General features: G+C 33.0%; 18 protein-coding genes and 1 tRNA gene. 8 read left to right on the top strand and 11 right to left on the bottom strand.

Going from position 1 to position 16,722, the window contains the following annotated elements; translation table 11 throughout:
- Positions 1 to 102 precede the first annotated feature (102 nt).
- From A3I1_RS0100345 to A3I1_RS0100320, 6 genes are all read right to left on the bottom strand, one after another.
- Positions 103 to 191 (bottom strand) — tRNA-Ser (locus tag A3I1_RS0100345).
- 29 nt (positions 192 to 220) lie between these two features.
- On the bottom strand, positions 221 to 856 hold the full coding sequence (gene trmB / locus A3I1_RS0100340) for a tRNA (guanosine(46)-N7)-methyltransferase TrmB (protein WP_018369326.1): 636 nt from the start codon (positions 854 to 856) through the stop codon (positions 221 to 223).
- A 9-nt stretch (positions 857 to 865) separates the two neighbouring features.
- Complete coding sequence (gene ccrZ, locus A3I1_RS0100335; RefSeq protein ID WP_018369325.1) at positions 866 to 1,648, bottom strand: cell cycle regulator CcrZ; 783 nt, start codon at positions 1,646 to 1,648, stop codon at positions 866 to 868.
- Between the two features lie 52 nt (positions 1,649 to 1,700).
- Positions 1,701 to 2,735 carry an ABC transporter permease gene (locus tag A3I1_RS0100330; protein ID WP_018369324.1) on the bottom strand — a complete coding sequence of 345 codons (1,035 nt, stop codon included), beginning with the start codon at positions 2,733 to 2,735 and terminating at the stop codon, positions 1,701 to 1,703.
- Position 2,736: 1 nt separating this feature from the next.
- Complete coding sequence (locus A3I1_RS0100325) at positions 2,737 to 3,462, bottom strand: ABC transporter ATP-binding protein (RefSeq protein ID WP_018369323.1); 726 nt, start codon at positions 3,460 to 3,462, stop codon at positions 2,737 to 2,739.
- A gap of 203 nt (positions 3,463 to 3,665) precedes the next feature.
- Positions 3,666 to 4,361 (bottom strand): hypothetical protein, encoded by a 696-nt coding sequence (locus tag A3I1_RS0100320; protein ID WP_018369322.1) that lies wholly within the window; start codon positions 4,359 to 4,361, stop codon positions 3,666 to 3,668.
- Between the two features lie 465 nt (positions 4,362 to 4,826).
- Here A3I1_RS0100320 and A3I1_RS0100315 point away from each other — a divergent pair, with 465 nt between their 5' ends.
- Entirely contained in the window at positions 4,827 to 5,246 is a 420-nt protein-coding gene (locus A3I1_RS0100315; protein WP_018369321.1) for an HIT family protein, read from the top strand.
- A complete protein-coding gene (locus A3I1_RS0100310) occupies positions 5,243 to 5,518 on the top strand; it encodes a hypothetical protein (protein WP_018369320.1) in 276 nt (91 codons plus the stop codon). Before A3I1_RS0100315 ends, A3I1_RS0100310 begins: the two co-directional genes overlap by 4 nt.
- Positions 5,519 to 5,545: 27 nt before the next feature.
- On the opposite strand, the gene lytR is transcribed toward A3I1_RS0100310, so the two are convergent.
- From lytR to A3I1_RS0100285, 4 genes are all read right to left on the bottom strand, one after another.
- Entirely contained in the window at positions 5,546 to 6,634 is a 1,089-nt protein-coding gene (gene lytR / locus A3I1_RS0100305) for a glycopolymer--peptidoglycan transferase LytR (RefSeq protein WP_018369319.1), read from the bottom strand.
- Between the two features lie 8 nt (positions 6,635 to 6,642).
- A complete protein-coding gene (locus A3I1_RS0100300) occupies positions 6,643 to 7,164 on the bottom strand; it encodes a GNAT family N-acetyltransferase (protein WP_018369318.1) in 522 nt (173 codons plus the stop codon).
- Positions 7,151 to 7,600, bottom strand: a complete 450-nt coding sequence (gene tsaE, locus A3I1_RS0100295; protein WP_018369317.1) for a tRNA (adenosine(37)-N6)-threonylcarbamoyltransferase complex ATPase subunit type 1 TsaE — start codon at positions 7,598 to 7,600, stop codon at positions 7,151 to 7,153. Before tsaE ends, A3I1_RS0100300 begins: the two co-directional genes overlap by 14 nt.
- Before the next feature lie 183 nt (positions 7,601 to 7,783).
- Positions 7,784 to 9,205 (bottom strand): NCS2 family permease, encoded by a 1,422-nt coding sequence (locus tag A3I1_RS0100285; protein WP_018369316.1) that lies wholly within the window; start codon positions 9,203 to 9,205, stop codon positions 7,784 to 7,786.
- Between the two features lie 175 nt (positions 9,206 to 9,380).
- Here A3I1_RS0100285 and A3I1_RS0100280 point away from each other — a divergent pair, with 175 nt between their 5' ends.
- The 6 genes from A3I1_RS0100280 to serS all read left to right on the top strand — a co-directional run bounded on the left by A3I1_RS0100280 (position 9,381) and on the right by serS (position 15,369).
- Entirely contained in the window at positions 9,381 to 10,193 is an 813-nt protein-coding gene (locus tag A3I1_RS0100280) for a Cof-type HAD-IIB family hydrolase (RefSeq protein WP_018369315.1), read from the top strand.
- 482 nt (positions 10,194 to 10,675) lie between these two features.
- Positions 10,676 to 11,662 (top strand): mannose/fructose/sorbose PTS transporter subunit IIA, encoded by a 987-nt coding sequence (locus tag A3I1_RS0100275; RefSeq protein ID WP_018369313.1) that lies wholly within the window; start codon positions 10,676 to 10,678, stop codon positions 11,660 to 11,662.
- 31 nt (positions 11,663 to 11,693) lie between these two features.
- Positions 11,694 to 12,494 carry a PTS mannose/fructose/sorbose transporter subunit IIC gene (locus tag A3I1_RS0100270; RefSeq protein WP_018369312.1) on the top strand — a complete coding sequence of 267 codons (801 nt, stop codon included), beginning with the start codon at positions 11,694 to 11,696 and terminating at the stop codon, positions 12,492 to 12,494.
- A 17-nt stretch (positions 12,495 to 12,511) separates the two neighbouring features.
- On the top strand, positions 12,512 to 13,423 hold the full coding sequence (locus A3I1_RS0100265; protein ID WP_018369311.1) for a PTS system mannose/fructose/sorbose family transporter subunit IID: 912 nt from the start codon (positions 12,512 to 12,514) through the stop codon (positions 13,421 to 13,423).
- Between the two features lie 100 nt (positions 13,424 to 13,523).
- Positions 13,524 to 13,892: a DUF956 family protein gene (locus tag A3I1_RS0100260; RefSeq protein WP_018369310.1), complete on the top strand. Its 369-nt coding sequence runs from the start codon at positions 13,524 to 13,526 to the stop codon at positions 13,890 to 13,892.
- Positions 13,893 to 14,091: 199 nt separating this feature from the next.
- Positions 14,092 to 15,369, top strand: a complete 1,278-nt coding sequence (serS, locus tag A3I1_RS0100255) for a serine--tRNA ligase (RefSeq protein WP_018369309.1) — start codon at positions 14,092 to 14,094, stop codon at positions 15,367 to 15,369.
- Positions 15,370 to 15,401: 32 nt separating this feature from the next.
- Here serS and der read toward each other — a convergent pair whose 3' ends face one another.
- A complete protein-coding gene (gene der / locus A3I1_RS0100250; RefSeq protein ID WP_018369308.1) occupies positions 15,402 to 16,712 on the bottom strand; it encodes a ribosome biogenesis GTPase Der in 1,311 nt (436 codons plus the stop codon).
- Positions 16,713 to 16,722 lie beyond the last annotated feature (10 nt).

Here is a 16,722-nt window from a genome sequence, read left to right as displayed (position 1 = left end):
AGAAACTCTTCGTATATACTATTTTAAAAAAATTAAAAACAGTTTTAAATTAATGACTTTCGCAGATAAAAGCAAAAAATATTATCATATCAACACAATATAAGGAGAGAATGGGATTTGAACCCACGAGTGCCCATACAGACACTACTGGCTTTCCAAGCCAGCGCACTCAGCCACTATGCGACCTCTCCATAAGGTGGTTACCCACCAATATAGCAAATTAAAATTGTACTTCAACACGGTATATAACCTGGCCTTTATTTGAAAATTTTTCTTCGTATTCAGTCATCACATTTTGCTCATAATCACTAGCATGTAAATCTAGCCAAACTTGCTTTAAGGTCATCCCATATTGAGAAAAACTTGCTAAACTATATTCAAATAAACCTCGATTATCAGTTTTAAAATGAATTTCACCATGCTTAGGAAGAATCATTTCATAGATTTTTAAAAAGGATTTGTATGTTAATCGACGTTTTTCATGCCTTGTTTTGGGCCAAGGGTCACTAAAATTAAGGTAGAGGAGTGAAATTTCTCCTTTTTCAAAATAATTAGTTAACTCAGAACCATCCACCCACAATAATTTGATGTTTGGTAACTTAGATGCCAAAACTTTGTCTAAGGCATAACTTAAAACAGACATCTGAATGTCAATACCAATATAATTGATATCTGGATTTTTCTCAGCCATTTTTGTAATAAAACGACCTTTGCCACTACCTACTTCTACATGAATTGGATTATTGTTACCAAAAATCTTTGCCCATTTGCCTTTACTATCTTCAAGCTTTAAAACAACATAATTAGGATGATTTTCTAAATGTTCTTGCGCACCTTTTCTTCTTCTGACTCTCATGTGACCTTTCTAAAACATTGCTTTAAAATTACGAAGCTCATAAATTTCTTGATTGACATGCTCCATATCTCTCATATTGAAAAATTTCAAAATTTGTGATAAGAAAGTATATTGCCCATACCATTTGATCTTATTCAACACTTTTTCACTATACCTATAACCATAATAGATCAACCATTCTTCCCAACGAACTCTTGGAACATAATGACTTAAAATATGAGCAACATCATACATGCGATCTGTTAAACGTACTGAATCCCAATCAACAAGATAAATTAAACCACTAGTTGTAATTACCCAATTACTATGTCTTACATCTCCGTGAACAATTGTTGCAACTTCTGCACGAAATTCTGGTAAGTTTTGTTTTAATTCTTCAACAACTGATTTTAAATAAGTGTTTTTTTGTAATTGAAGAGGTGCATTTTTTTCCCAGTCAATGAGTAAATCATAAGGATTTTCAATTTGAAAATTCAATTGTAATAATTGATTAACTAATGAACGTGATTTATGCATTCTTTGTAAAATTTGACAAATTTGTTTGCTGTTCATATCTTGTTTTGTCAATAATCTACCATTTAACCATTCTTGAGCACTCATCATATCACCATTACTCAAACGTTTTGCCCATAATAATTGAGGTGTGATTTGCTCTTTTGCAAGTGCTGCTAAAATAGGGGTAGTATTTTTTTTTACAAAAATACGATCACCATTTGGATAAATCCCTAAAAAAGCTTGTCCACTCTTCCCTAATAATGGTTTTAATGTTAAATCTTTATCTATTAAAGTCACTTTTCCCCCTCCTTTGATATCGTTGCCTACTATTTTACTCGTTTTAAGATACTTAGTCAATCATCTGTTTAACTTTGTAACGTAAATATAATTCACTAATTAACAAATTACCACCTATCAATAACAAAGCTCCTAAGACAGAAAAAGATAAGAGTAATTCAATGACTAAAAGGCTAAGAGTTAAGCCCCTTAAAAAGAAAAACATATTCTGTGCTTTTAAAGAGCTATCAATAGGGTAGGTTTTTGTAAGATAATGGTAATCAAAATGATTGAAAAGAGTTAACAACTGAAATAATAATAAATAATTAAATAAAAGAGCTAGACCAATACTAATAATTGGGTTTGGTACAAAAAGAAGACTTATCGTACTTAAAATAAGTAAACGAATAGCTAAACCAAGATAGTCACCACTTCTTAAAAAAGCTCTCATAAATAGATAAAGCCAAATTTTCTTATGATGTTTTGGTAATTTGTTAAGTAATCCATCAAGATAAGAACGTCTTTTAACACTAGTTGTTAATCCTTTGACAGTAGTAAACAAAGAATAAAACTTCAAAATATTTTGTTTTCGCTTTAACTCATAAGTAATTAAATCATCCCAATTCAGACGATCATGATTCAAAAAACGTGAGGCTTTTTTCTTAACAATAACATATTTAATAAGAAGTAGCAAAACGACCAGAACCCCAAGATGAAGATGAGAAAGACCTAAAGCTAATAAAATTGGAACCATTATTATAAGAATAATCAGTTGAATAGCTCCCCAAAAAAAGAAAGCCCTATGCGTTGCTTGATGAATAATCACCATCATATAGTCTTCTTTAACAATTAAAAACTGCTTATCAGCTGGTTCAACATAAGTAGCAATACTGCCAAGGTTAAGAGATATAGTAAAAATGAAACCAATAACAATCCAAATAGCAAAAGTATTTTCTGGTAAATGATTGAGTAAATAACGATACTGTACTAACATAAATCCCAGTAAAACAAGAAGTACTAGAACAAAATGATCATTTAAAACATAGCGAAGATATCTGCTGGTTTTGTCAAAAAATTCTCGACGACGATTATTAAATAATTGTTCCATCTTAAACCTCTTTTGTAAGCATCATATAAATATCGGTTAGACGGGCATTTGGCATGGCAAATTTTTCTTGTAATTCAATCAAACTACCAAAAGCATGGACTTCTCCTTGATGCAAAATAACAAAACGATCGCACATTTTTTCAGCAGCATCTAAGACGTGAGTTGTCATTAAAATGGCTTTTCCTTTGGCCTTTTCATCAGCCATTAATTGCGTTAAATCCTCAATAGCTTGAGGATCAAGACCTAAAAAAGGTTCATCAATAATAAAAAGTGTTGGATCAACAATAAAAGCACAAATAATCATAACTTTTTGTTTCATCCCTTTAGAGAAATTTGTTGGAAACCAATCTAATTTATCCTTGAGACGAAACTGTTTTAACAATTTTTCTGCTCGCTTAAAGGCAAGTTCAATCTCAATATCATAAGCCATTGCAACCGTTTCAATATGTTCTTTCAAGGTTAATTCCTCATACAAACTTGGTGTCTCAGGAATAAATCCTATTTTTTGACGATAATTTTTTTGATCCTTAGCCAAAGTTAATCCATCGATACTTATCGTGCCTTCATAAGGGATTAAAAAACCAATAATCTCGTTTATAGTTGTTGATTTGCCTGCACCATTTAAACCAATCAATCCAACCATTTCACCATTTTTTACTTCAAAACTAATTCGTTTTAATACTGGTAAATTTAAATAACCTCCAGTGACATTTTCAACTTTTAACATGTGTTTTCCTATTCTAATTTTCTACTTCGAAATCATCAAAAATAATAAGACAAAGATAACAGAGATGTTATTTCATCTATTATAACATAGAAACATAACATAGAAAAAATTAAAATTTATTATGAATGTAAAAACCCATTAAGAAATATTCCTTTCTTAATGGATTTAGTTATATATCATAAAATTGATAATAAAAACAAATATTATTTTTTATCGACAATTTTGAATTCAATATCATCTTCATTTAAAACTACATCAATATTTCGTTCAGAGTCTAAATTAATAACTTGCTCTAAAGATTCTTCAGCATGTTCTATTACGTTATTTTTCTTTTCATCTAAAACATATTTAGATGTTTTATGAACTGTCTCCTTTGTTTTTTCACTTAGAAATTCTTGAGCTTTTGTACCCGATGTAAAGGCATCAACAACTTTATCTACCACACCATTACTCTGTTTAGAAATCGTAATGTCTCCCTCTTGTTGTGAGTCTACTTCTATTAATAATTTTTTATTGAATGTTAACACATTATTTTTAATGGTGATGTTATTAGAACTAATATCATTTAAATCAATTTTAAACTCGGTTTTGACAGGAATATCTACGACTAAATTTCTACCAACAAATACTTTTGTAATTGGTTTAGTCCAATCTGGCCAATCTTTTAAATTATCATTCTCAAATTTTTGATTTCTAGTAGTTTTTACATCTGCATCAGCCACAACTAATTTTGTTTGTCTGGAAAATCGTTCAATAACAAATTCGTAGTCCGCACTATTGGTTCCGTTGAACATGCTCATTAGAGAATTCTTAAACGTAAAAAGTATCCCTCCAACTAAAGCTAATATAATAGCAATAGTTAATAATTTATTAGCTATAAATTTTCCTAAAAACTTCATTGGCTTCTCCTAATTAGATTCTTATCACAAACTATAACAAATCATATAATAAAAAGCAATAATTAATTAAGATTAATTATAATGTTGCAGTATCACAATTGACATGGCACCTAACATCAAAAAAGATATCGTTTATAACAACTGAAACAATTGTGGTGATTATGTCATTTCACACCAAAATACTTATTATCAAAAGATTTTATTAAAATTGTTTATAACTTCCTATCATGTATAATCATTTAGATTGGTTATCTTTTTGTATAGTAATTATTAATTCAGACTAAAATGACAGAACTAATCGATTTCATCCCTTTCTCATAATAAGAAAATAGATTGAGTGTTTGTTACTAAATGAGCAAGAAATTTATGATTAAAGGGACAAAGTAGTAAGATATGATCTTAATCATCCTTATTTTAGCAATTTTTTGTTATACTATTAGTAAATTCAATGATAGGAGATATAATATGGAAGATTGTGTTTTTTGCAAAATTGTTTCTGGAGATATACCTTCAAGTAAAGTTTATGAAGATGATGATGTGCTTGCATTTTTAGACATCACGCAGGCAACAGATGGTCACACATTAGTGATACCTAAAAAACATGTCAGAAATGTGCTTGAAATGGATGAGAAAACTGCTGAAACCTTTTTTTCTAGAGTTCCAAAATTAGCTCGTGCCATCCAAAAAGCAATGGACGCCCAAGGATTAAACATTATTAATAATAATGAAAAAGTTGCTGGGCAAACTGTTTTTCATGCCCACATTCATCTTCTCCCACGATACCAAGAAGGCGATGAATTCGACTTTCAATTTGTGCAACATGAACCTGATTTTGTCAAACTAGCAAAATTAGCAAAAACAATTCAAAAAGAGGTGGTCGTATGAAAATAAGAACATTTTTAATGAGTGCAGCATTAGGATTCTACGCTTATTCTATCTATCAAAATCGTGATAAAATTAAAAAAGAAGCTGATGAAATGGAAGTGTTATGGTCAAATGGTGAAAAAAGTCTTGAAAAAATTAAACAGCAAATAGAAACCATAAAAGTTGAAAAAGAACAACTAGATGACGTTACTCATAACTTAAAAAATAAATTGGAAGGTTTTAAACAAGACGCTCAAACACATATTGAAAATATTAAAAAAACAACATCATAAAAACCGACATTTCAGTCGGTTTTTTATTTAATAACTTTCCACAGGAAGTGTTTCATCATATGGTGGTGCATAATCTTCAGTTCCATAGACATCTCCAGTATCAAATTGATTAATATTTTCATACAATATAGCTGTCGTGTTCAACTCTGTTACCTCGTCTAACTCCAGCTCTCTTCTAATATTATTTTGAATTTCAAGAAGATGCTCGGCCGTTACAATCTGATAACTAATCCCATTTATCATTGCATCCTCACCACGTAATTGATAGCTTTCTATATTTTTAATGGCATCTTTGTAACCAAGAAGACTAGGAATTGTTTGTGCACTAATTTCAATATCTGTTTGAACATTATCGCTGACTGCTGATAATATTTTACGGTAACTACTAATACCGTCAAGAGCCAATATTTTTTTAATAACCTTTTGAATCACTTCTCTTTGACGTTTTTGTCGACCGTAGTCACCTTCTGGATCATCATAACGCATTCTTGCATAAACTAAAGCCTGATCTCCATTAATTTTATGAGTTCCGGGTTCAACAAAAGAGGTAAACTCCGGCTCTTGTTCTTCAATAGAAATAGGAAAATCAAATGAATTGGTGACCGTAATGCCATCAACAACATCAACCAGTTGAACAAGCCCTTCCATATTGATTTGCATATAATTATCAATAGTAATACCAAGCATATCTTGGACTGTCATAATGGCCATTGGAGCTTCTCCTGAAGCGTAAGCAGCATTTAATTTAGCCTCAACACCTGTTTGTGGGTTATCTTTTGGACCGCTTAGAGCAATCAAAATATCACGTTCTAAACTGGTAATGGTTGTCCTATTAGTATTAGGATTAACAGTGACGAGAATCATGGTATCACTATTGCCTTCCCACTTAGAAGTACGACTAGCAGAACCTGTGTCAACCCCCATTAATAAAATAGAAAATGGTTTTGTTTGTTTTATAGCTTGACTAGTTTCTTCAGAAGTTTTATACACCTTAAAGGTTTTTGATAAGGCATCTGTTGAAAAATTAAAAGCTGATGTCGTATAGACTCCAATCGCTATTACACTTATTATGATAATGGCACTTAGCATTAAAAAGATTTTTTTCCCAATAGTCATTATATTTTTTAATCTATCAGTTTACCCATCAGGTAAACATCAAGAAATTCTCCATTCTTTGTTTTAGCACCTCTTTGTTTGGTACCTTCTATTATAAAACCAAATTTTTGATACAAATGAATTGCAACTAGATTTCTTTTTTGAACCGTTAATTCCAATCTTCTCAATTGGCTGTAATTTTTAGCCCAATCCATAGCTTCTTCCATTAATAGTTGACCTAATCCATAACCTTGGTAATCTTTATCAATCACTATGAACAATTCGCCAATATGAGCAACTCTCTCATGAGAATCATTACTAATATTTAATATTCCAATAATACCTTGATTAGCTTTAGCTAGTATACACAATTTATTTTGAGCATTCTGACTCTCCTGAATAAAGGTAGTCATTTCAGACAAAGACATCTTAGTGCCTGTCTCATCCAGTGTCATATAGTCAGTTTGTTTACCGACATGATTTAAAAAAGCGATAAGTGAATGAGCATCATTTGATTGTGCAACAGAAAAGTCAATCTCAATTTTTGGCATTTAAAATCGCCTCCAAACGCTTAGCTGAAATGACTCCATTAGAAGTTAACTCCAAGCTCCTACCTGCTTTGGTCTTACTGATTGTAATTTGTAAGTAATCACTGGGTAAATCTTCTAAAATCAGCTCTCCCCACTCAACAACAGTAACACCATTTCCATAAACAAAATCATCCAAATCGATAGACTCCGAGTCATTACCAATGCGATAAACATCTAAATGGTACAAAGGTAGGCGGCCCTCATATTCCCTAACAATGGTATAGGTTGGACTTTTAATCATTTGATCAATTTCTAAACCTTTTGCTATCCCTTTGGTAAGAGTTGTTTTTCCTGAACCTAAATCACCAGTCAAGATAATTAGATCATTCTTTTGTAATTGTTGGCCAATTCGTTGACCAATTGCAATGAGTTCTTTTTCATTTTTTGTATCAAACATAAAAACATTATATCAAAATTTTAAAAGAACAACCATTTTAATACAAAAGAAAATTAATAGGCATTGTTGATTTTTTATTAAAAAGAATAAGAAAAAAATTATCATTTCTAGTTTTATCCATATAATAAAAATCCTTTACTTATCAACTAAAGTTGATAAGTAAAGGATTTTACTACTTTCTTTCTATAAAATAGTTAAACTAATGAAGTTTAAAATAAACAAAACATCAAGAATCCAAATAATTGGATGAACATCTTTTAGTTGACCTTTAAAAATTTTAGCGAGTGTATAAAAGATGAATCCAGCAGCAATACCATGAGTGATACTATAAGTGAATCCCATAAAAATAGACGTAAAGAATGCTGGAATAGCTTCGCTCATATCATCCCATTTAATTTTTTTCATACTAGCTAACATCATAATACCAACAATAATCAAAATTGGTGCTGTTGCAGCAGAAGGAACAATTGCAAGCAATGGACTAAAGAGACTTGAAACACTAAATAAGAGAGCAACTACCAAGGCAGTAAGACCAGTACGACCACCAGCACCAATACCTGCTGCACTTTCAATATAAGTGGTTACATTTGATGTTCCAGCAATAGCCCCAACTGTTGTCCCAACAAGATCTGAAAAAAGTGCTTTATCTAATTCATGCGTTACACCGGCATTGTCATCAGAAACAACAATACCGACTTTTTCACCTGTTCCAATAAGAGTTCCAATAGTATCAAAAATATCTGTCAATGAGAAAGCTAAGATGGCTAAAAGAACTTCTGGAATTCTTGCAGCATCAGAAAATAGAGAGCCCAATCCTTGGCTGCCTAATGCAGAACCAAAAACAACTTTAAGATCAGAAAGAGCTGCACCTATGTTGTTTGAAGCAAAGTCGATTTGTGAAAGATTAACAACACCTGCAAAAATAGCAATGATAGTTGTTAAAATAATTGATAACATAACACCACCTTTAATGTTTTTAATGACAAAAAAAGCAGTAATAAAGATACCAATAATCGCAACAATAACTTTTGGATCTGTAAATAAAACTAAACTAGGTACAATAGAAGAATTTGAGATAATTGTTGCACTACCTTCTTGAGCACCTTCTCCAAGGGCAATATAATTACCTGGATCTGTCGTAAAAGTTAAGAGACCAGCATTTTTAATCCCTACATAAGCTAGGAAAATACCAATTCCTCCAGAAATAGCATATTTTAAACTTTGAGGAATAGAATTGATAATCGCTTTTCTAATTTTAGTTAAAGTAATGATAACTGAAATAATTCCACAAAGAAAAACCATAGCTAATGCTTCTTGCCAAGAATAACCAAGTGAAAAAACAATAGTATAGGTAAAAAAGGCGTTCAATCCCATACCAGGTGCTTGAGCATAGGGCAAATTAGCATAAAATGCCATCATTAACGTCCCAGCAACTGCACCAATAATAGTTGCAAGAAAAACACCTTGTGCAGGCATTCCTGTCTGACTGAGCATCGCTGGGTTTACAAATAAGATATAACTCATTGCAAAAAAGGTTGTCAAACCAGCAATAATTTCTGTACGTACAGTTGTATTGTTCTCTTTTAGCTTAAAAAATTTTTCCATTTTTTATGAAATCCCCTTTATTTACGAACGATAGATATATAATATAACAAAAAAGTTCATTTTTCAATACTTTTTCAAAATTTTTCATAAAAGATTAATTTAAAACAGCAGTAACTTATTTAGAATCGTAGACCTCTTTCTTTCTATTCTACAATTTATTTGGTATAATACACACATGATTAAAAAAGTAATAGCAATTGATTTGGATGGTACTCTTTTACGTAGTGATAATACAATATCTGATTACACCATTCAAACCATTAAAAAAATTAAAGCCATGGGGCACCATATTATTATTACAACTGGAAGACCATCCTTTATGTCCATTGACTACTATAATATATTAGAACTAGACACACCAATGATTAATTTCAACGGTGCCCTGACTTATATTCCTAGGAAAAAATGGAAATTTGAGCATGTTGTTCGAATTGATAAAAAATATCTTTTTGAAGTATTAAAATGTCAAGAAGAATTTCAAGCCGATTTCATTGCTAGTCAATATCGTAAAAATTTTTATATTGCTCTTAATAGTGACAGCAATGTTAATCCTGAACTTTTTGGTGTAAAAGAATTTCTTGATCACATGTTTTTGGTACCAGATAAAATAACAAAGGATCCCAATGCATTATTAATGCAAACTCGTGCATCTGATCGCTACGAATTAGCTAAAGAAATTAAAGAATATTTTAACTATGAGCTTGAGGTTGATTCATGGGGAGGAGCTTTCCAAATTCTTGAATTCTCTCCTAAAGGTATTAATAAAGCTTATGCTTTAGACTATTTATTAACAACTTTAAATATTTCTAAAGAGCATCTCATCGCTTTTGGAGATGAACATAACGATATAGAAATGCTACATTTTGCACCCACCAGTTATGCAATGAAAAATGCTACACCTCTTCTTTTGCCATATGCAAAACAGCAACTTAATGAAACTAATGATGAAGATGGTGTCGCAAAAAAATTAGAAAAACTATTTCTATAATTCTTAAAGATACTTCCAATTAAAATGGAAGTTTTTTTATTTTTTATAGTAATTAAATATGTTTTAAAAAGTTTGTTCCAAACGATTGAAAACATTTTAAACCAATTTCAATCATATTATAATGCTTCTATCAATGAAAATTCCATGAAAATCGTCATTTTTTAATAATTATCCTAAAAATTTATTTTTAATATAAAAAGATTTTATTTTCAAAAACCTTTTAGATTAGCTATTTAGAGGTATGAAAATAATGAAAATAATTATTTTTGTTTGTTTAGATTTTATTTTGATTGTATTTGATAACTTACTAAAAACGCTAGTTTTGACAAATTCAAGTCTCTTGCTTTTTGTCTGTAAACGTTTTACAATGAATAGTGTTCTTGAAATTCTTTGGAATAAATAAGAGTCGACTTTTATTTTTAAATAGAAGATTTCTCTTATTCATCCCAATGAAAAATATAAAAAAAGGAGGAAAGTCAAGAATGGGTATCGGTATTATTATTGCCAGTCATGGCAAATTTGCTGAAGGCATACATCAATCAGGTGCAATGATATTTGGTGAACAAGAAAACGTTCAAGTTGTTACTTTCATGCCAAGTGAAGGACCTGATGATTTATACAATCATTTCAGCAATGCTATCGCACAATTTGATGCTGATGATGAAGTGCTTATTTTAGCTGACTTATGGAGTGGTTCTCCGTTTAATCAAGCTAGTCGTATTATGGGGGAAAATCCAAATCGTAAATTTGCAATCATCACTGGTCTCAACTTGCCAATGCTTATCCAAGCCTACACTGAACGCATGATGAATGCAAAAGCAGGCGTGGAGGAAGTCGCAGCAAATATTATTAAGGAAGCAAAAGAAGGTGTAAGAGTTTTACCTGAGGAACTTCAACCTCAAGAAACAACCTCACCTGCTGCAACAGCAGTGGCACAAGGAGCTATCCCAGAAGGAACAGTTATTGGAGATGGTAAATTAAAAATTAACCTTGCCCGTATTGACACACGCCTTCTTCATGGCCAAGTTGCAACTGCTTGGACACCTGAGTCAAAAGCTAACCGTATTATTGTTGCTTCTGATACAGTTGCCAAAGATGACCTTCGAAAACAATTAATCAAACAAGCTGCTCCGGGAGGTATTAGGGCTAACGTTGTTCCAATTAACAAATTAATTGAAGCTGCAAAAGACCCTCGTTTTGGTAATACTCAAGCTCTTGTCTTATTTGAAACTCCTCAAGATGCCCTAAAAGCAATTGAAGGAGGAGTTGAGATTAAAGAACTAAATATTGGTTCAATGGCTCACTCAACTGGAAAAACTATGATTAACAACGTTCTTTCAATGGATAAGGAAGACGTAGCTACATTTGAAAAGCTTCGTAACTTAGGTGTTGCTTTCGACGTGCGTAAAGTACCAAATGATTCTAAAAAGAACTTGTTTGATTTAATCAATAAAGCAAACGTTCAATAATCTTATTTATAAAAACGAAAGGATTTATAAGATGTCAATTATTTCAATTATTTTAGTTGTCGTCGTTGCTTTCCTAGCAGGAATGGAAGGTATTCTCGACCAATTTCAATTTCATCAACCTATTGTTGCTTGTACCCTAATCGGTCTTGTAACTGGTCACCTAGAAGCAGGTGTTATGCTTGGTGGTTCACTTCAACTTATCGCTCTTGGCTGGGCTAATATCGGAGCTGCAGTAGCGCCTGATGCTGCTCTTGCTTCTGTAGCTGCTGCTATCATTCTTGTTAAAGGTGGCGATTTCTCAAATCAAGCTATCTCAGTAGCTCAAACTACTGCTATCCCATTAGCTGTTGCTGGTTTATTCCTTACAATGATTGTTCGTACTATCTCTGTTGGACTTGTACATGGTGCCGACACTGCTGCAAAAAAAGGAAATATTGGAGCTGTTGAACGTTATCATTTATTTGCTCTTGTTCTTCAAGGTTTACGTATCGCTGTTCCAGCTGCTCTACTTCTTGCTATTCCAACAGAAGCCGTTCAAGGAGTGCTTACAGCAATGCCTGATTGGTTGAAAGATGGTATGGCTATCGGTGGTGGTATGGTTGTTGCCGTTGGTTATGCTATGGTTATCAATATGATGGCTACTCGTGAAGTATGGCCGTTCTTTGCTCTAGGTTTTGCATTTGCTGCCGTTAGCAACCTTACTCTTATCGCTCTTGGTGTTATCGGTGTTGCTATCGCTCTTATTTACCTTAACCTTTCTAAAAAAGGTGGTAACTCAAATGGCGGTGCTGGCTCAAATGACCCAATTGGCGACATTCTAGAAAATTACTAAGAGAAGGGAGAACTAACATGTCAGAAAAATTACAACTTTCAAAATTAGATCGTCAGAAAGTTTGGTGGCGCTCAACTTTCCTTCAAGGTTCATGGAACTATGAACGTATGCAAAACTTGGGTTGGGCTTATGCTTTAATCCCAGCTATTAAAAGACTATATCCAAATAAAGATGACCAATCTGCCGCTCTTGAACGTCATTTAGAATTCTTTAATACACATCCATATGTTGCAGCACCAATTATTGGTGTAACACTTGCTTTAGAAGAAGAAAAAGCAAATGGTGCTCCTATCGATGATGCAGCTATTCAAGGGGTTAAGATTGGTATGATGGGACCTCTTGCAGGTATTGGTGATCCAGTCTTTTGGTTTACTGTTCGTCCAATCTTAGGAGCACTCGGTGCTTCATTAGCAGTCACTGGTAACCTAATGGGCCCAATCATTTTCTTCGTAGCCTGGAATGTTATTCGTATGGGATTCTTATGGTATACACAAGAAATGGGATACAAGGCTGGATCAGAAATTACAAAAGATATGTCTGGAGGTATCCTTCAAGATATTACTAAAGGTGCTTCAATCTTAGGAATGTTTATCCTTGCTGTTCTTGTGCAACGCTGGGTCTCTATTAAATTTGCCTTTGATGTTGCTAAAGTACAGTTAGATGAAAAAGCTTATATTCACTGGGATCAATTGCCAGAAGGTAGCGAAGGTATTAAAGAAGCCTTTGCTCAAGTGGGTCAAGGGTTATCACAATCACCTGAAAAAGTAACTAGTTTCCAACAAAACTTGGATTCACTTATCCCTGGGTTTATGGGGCTTATCCTAACTCTAATTTGTATGTGGTTGCTTAAGAAAAAAGTATCACCTATCGTAATGATTCTTGGATTATTCGCAATTGGTATCTTAGCCCACCTAGCAGGATTAATGTAATTTATTTCACTACTACTGATAAAAAAGAAGTGGTTTCCCACTTCTTTTTGTCTTGTGATATAATGGTATTAAAGTAGTATTAGAAATAAAGGATTAACAAATGATACAATCACTAAATAAAACTGTATTTTTAAAAAGCACAGGTGTTTCTTACTTAGGACTTGGTGGAAAAGTGGGGAAATTTCTTATCGGTGATAAAGCAATTGAATTTTATAGTGACAATAATGTTGCCGATTATATCCAAATTCCTTGGGAAAGTATTGATTCTATCGGGGCAAATGTCTTTGGTAAAAAAATCAGCCGTCATTTTGAAGTATATACTGACAAAGGGAAATTTCTTTTTGCCTCTAAAGACTCTGGGAAGATTTTAAAATTAGCTAGAGAACAAATAGGTAATGACAAAATTGTTAAATTACCAACTTTATTACAAAAAATTAGCTCTCTATTTGCGAAAAAAAAGAAAAATTAGTATAATAGCTAAAACGGATAAGTAAGATTAATTTATTTTCAGAGAGTCTACGGTTGTTGTGAGTAGATAATAAATTAATGTGAAATTCTACCGTTCTTATCAATTAAATAAACAATTAAGGCACAAAGTGTGAAGCTGGATGGAACCGCGATAAAATCGCTCCAGTAGTCATGTTTTGTGCTTTTTAATGGAGGAAATTATGTTAGATTTAAAACGTATTCGCTCAGATTTTGATCTCATCAATGAAAAATTAGCTAATCGAGGCGTAGAAAAAGAAATACTCGTAAAGTTGAAAGAGTTAGATGTCAAACGTCGTGAACTTTTAGTAGAGACAGAAGAGTTAAAAGCTGAGCGTAATCTCTCTTCTGCAGCAATCGCTAAAGCTAAACGCCTCAAAGAAGATGCTAATGAGAAGATTCGTGCTATGCAGGAACTATCTCAAAAAATTAAAACTATTGATGCCGAACTAGCTAAGATTGACGAAACATTAAATACTATTTTAACGAGATTACCAAATATTCCTCATGATTCAGTTCCAATTGGTACTGATGAAGAAGATAATATTGAAATTAGACGATGGGGAACGCCTAGAGAATTTACATTTGAACCTAAGGCTCATTGGGATTTAGGAGAAGCACTAGACATTCTTGATTGGGAACGTGGTGCCAAAGTGACTGGTTCACGATTCTTATTCTATAAAAAACTAGGGGCAAGATTAGAACGTGCTATCTACAATTTTATGCTAGATGAGCACCTTAAAGAAGGATATCAAGAAATGATTACACCATATATGGTAAATCATGATTCAATGTTTGGTACAGGTCAGTATCCAAAATTTAAAGAGGATACCTTTGAATTAGCTGATAGTCCATATGTCCTTATCCCTACTGCTGAAGTACCATTAACCAATTTCTATCGCAATGAAATCATTGATGAAAAAGAATTACCAATCAATTTCACTGCTATGAGTCCTTCTTTTCGCTCTGAAGCTGGGTCGGCTGGTCGTGATACCCGAGGTTTGATTCGTTTGCATCAATTCCATAAGGTTGAAATGGTTAAATTTGCAACCCCAGAGCAGTCTTATGAAGAACTTGAAAAAATGACTGCTAATGCCGAAAATATTCTACAAAAATTAGAATTACCATACCGTGTTTTAACTCTTTGTACGGGAGATATGGGCTTTTCAGCAGCTAAAACTTATGACTTAGAAGTATGGATCCCAGCTCAAAACACTTATCGCGAAATTTCAAGTTGTTCCAATACAGAAGATTTTCAAGCTCGTCGTGCCCAAATTCGTTATCGTAACGAAACAGATGGCAAGGTAAAACTTCTGCATACCCTCAATGGTTCTGGACTAGCTGTTGGTCGTACGGTTGCTGCTATTCTTGAAAATTATCAAAACGAAGATGGCTCAGTGACCATCCCTAAGGTATTACAACCTTACATGGGAAATATTGACGTTATCAAACCAGACTAACAAAAAAGTAGAAAGATATTTCTTTCTACTTTTTATTTGCGTTTTCTTGCAATTAAATGAATCGGAGTCCCCTCAAAGACAAATGCTTGTCTGATTTGGTTTTCTAAAAACCTGAGATAAGAAAAATGCATCAACTCCTCTTCATTAACAAAGATAACAAATGTTGGTGGTTTAACAGCTACTTGTGTGGCATAGAAAATTTTGAGACGTTTTCCTTTGTCAGTTGGTGTTGGATTGATCGCAATCGCATCCATAATCACATCATTAAGAACGGCAGAAGGAATGCGTGTGTTTTGACTTTGTGAAATAGACTTAATCATCTCAGGTAACCTGTTAAGTCTTTGCTTACTTACAGCTGATACAAAAATAATAGGAGCATAGGATAAATATTGAAAATGATTTCTTATATTTTCTTCCCATTTAGAAACGGTATGGTTATCTTTTTTAATGGTATCCCATTTATTAACAACAATAATCATCCCTTTTCCAGCTTCATGAGCAAAACCAGCAATGCGTTTATCATATTCTCTAATACCTTCTTCAGCATTAATAACCATTAGGACAACATCACTCCGGTCAATAGCACGCATGGCACGCATGACAGAATATTTTTCAGTGTTTTCATAGATTTTACCAGATTTTCTCATCCCCGCCGTATCAATCATCGTAAATTCTTGACCATCACTATCGACAAAATGAGTATCAATCGCATCACGAGTTGTTCCAGCGATTGGACTTGCAATCACGCGCTCTTCACCAAGAATAGCATTGATTAAACTTGATTTACCGACATTTGGTCGTCCAATCAAGCTAAAGCGAATGATATCTGGATTCTCATCACCACTTTCTTCTGGCAAATTTTGTACGATAGCATCTAAAATATCACCTGTTCCTATACCATGGACAGATGAAACCGGATAAGGATCTCCCAAACCTAGAGAATAAAAATCATAGATATCATTTCTCATCTCAGGATTATCCACTTTATTGGCAGCTAAGATAATTGGTTTATTAGTTCGGTATAATATTTTTGAAACGTATTCATCAGCATCAGTGACACCTTCTTTACCACTAACAACAAAAACAATCACATCTGCTTCGGTCATAGCAATTTCTGCTTGGTGTTTAATTTGTTCCATAAAAGGAGCATCAACATCATCAATTCCACCAGTATCAATAATGCTAAATTTTCGATTTAACCATTCAGCATTAGTATAAATACGATCACGTGTCACACCTTCCACATCTTCAACAATGGAAATTCTCTCTCCAGCAATTCGATTAAATAAGGTCGATTTTCCCACATTAGGACGCCCGACAATAGCAACTGTTGGTAAAGCCATTCATTCTCCT

Origin of the sequence: Streptococcus marimammalium DSM 18627 (assembly GCF_000380045.1) — a bacterium.
Classification (GTDB): Bacteria; Bacillota; Bacilli; order Lactobacillales; family Streptococcaceae; genus Streptococcus; species Streptococcus marimammalium.
The sequence above is the reverse complement of the archived record's forward strand: the minus strand, read 5'-3'. Positions and strand labels throughout refer to the sequence as shown.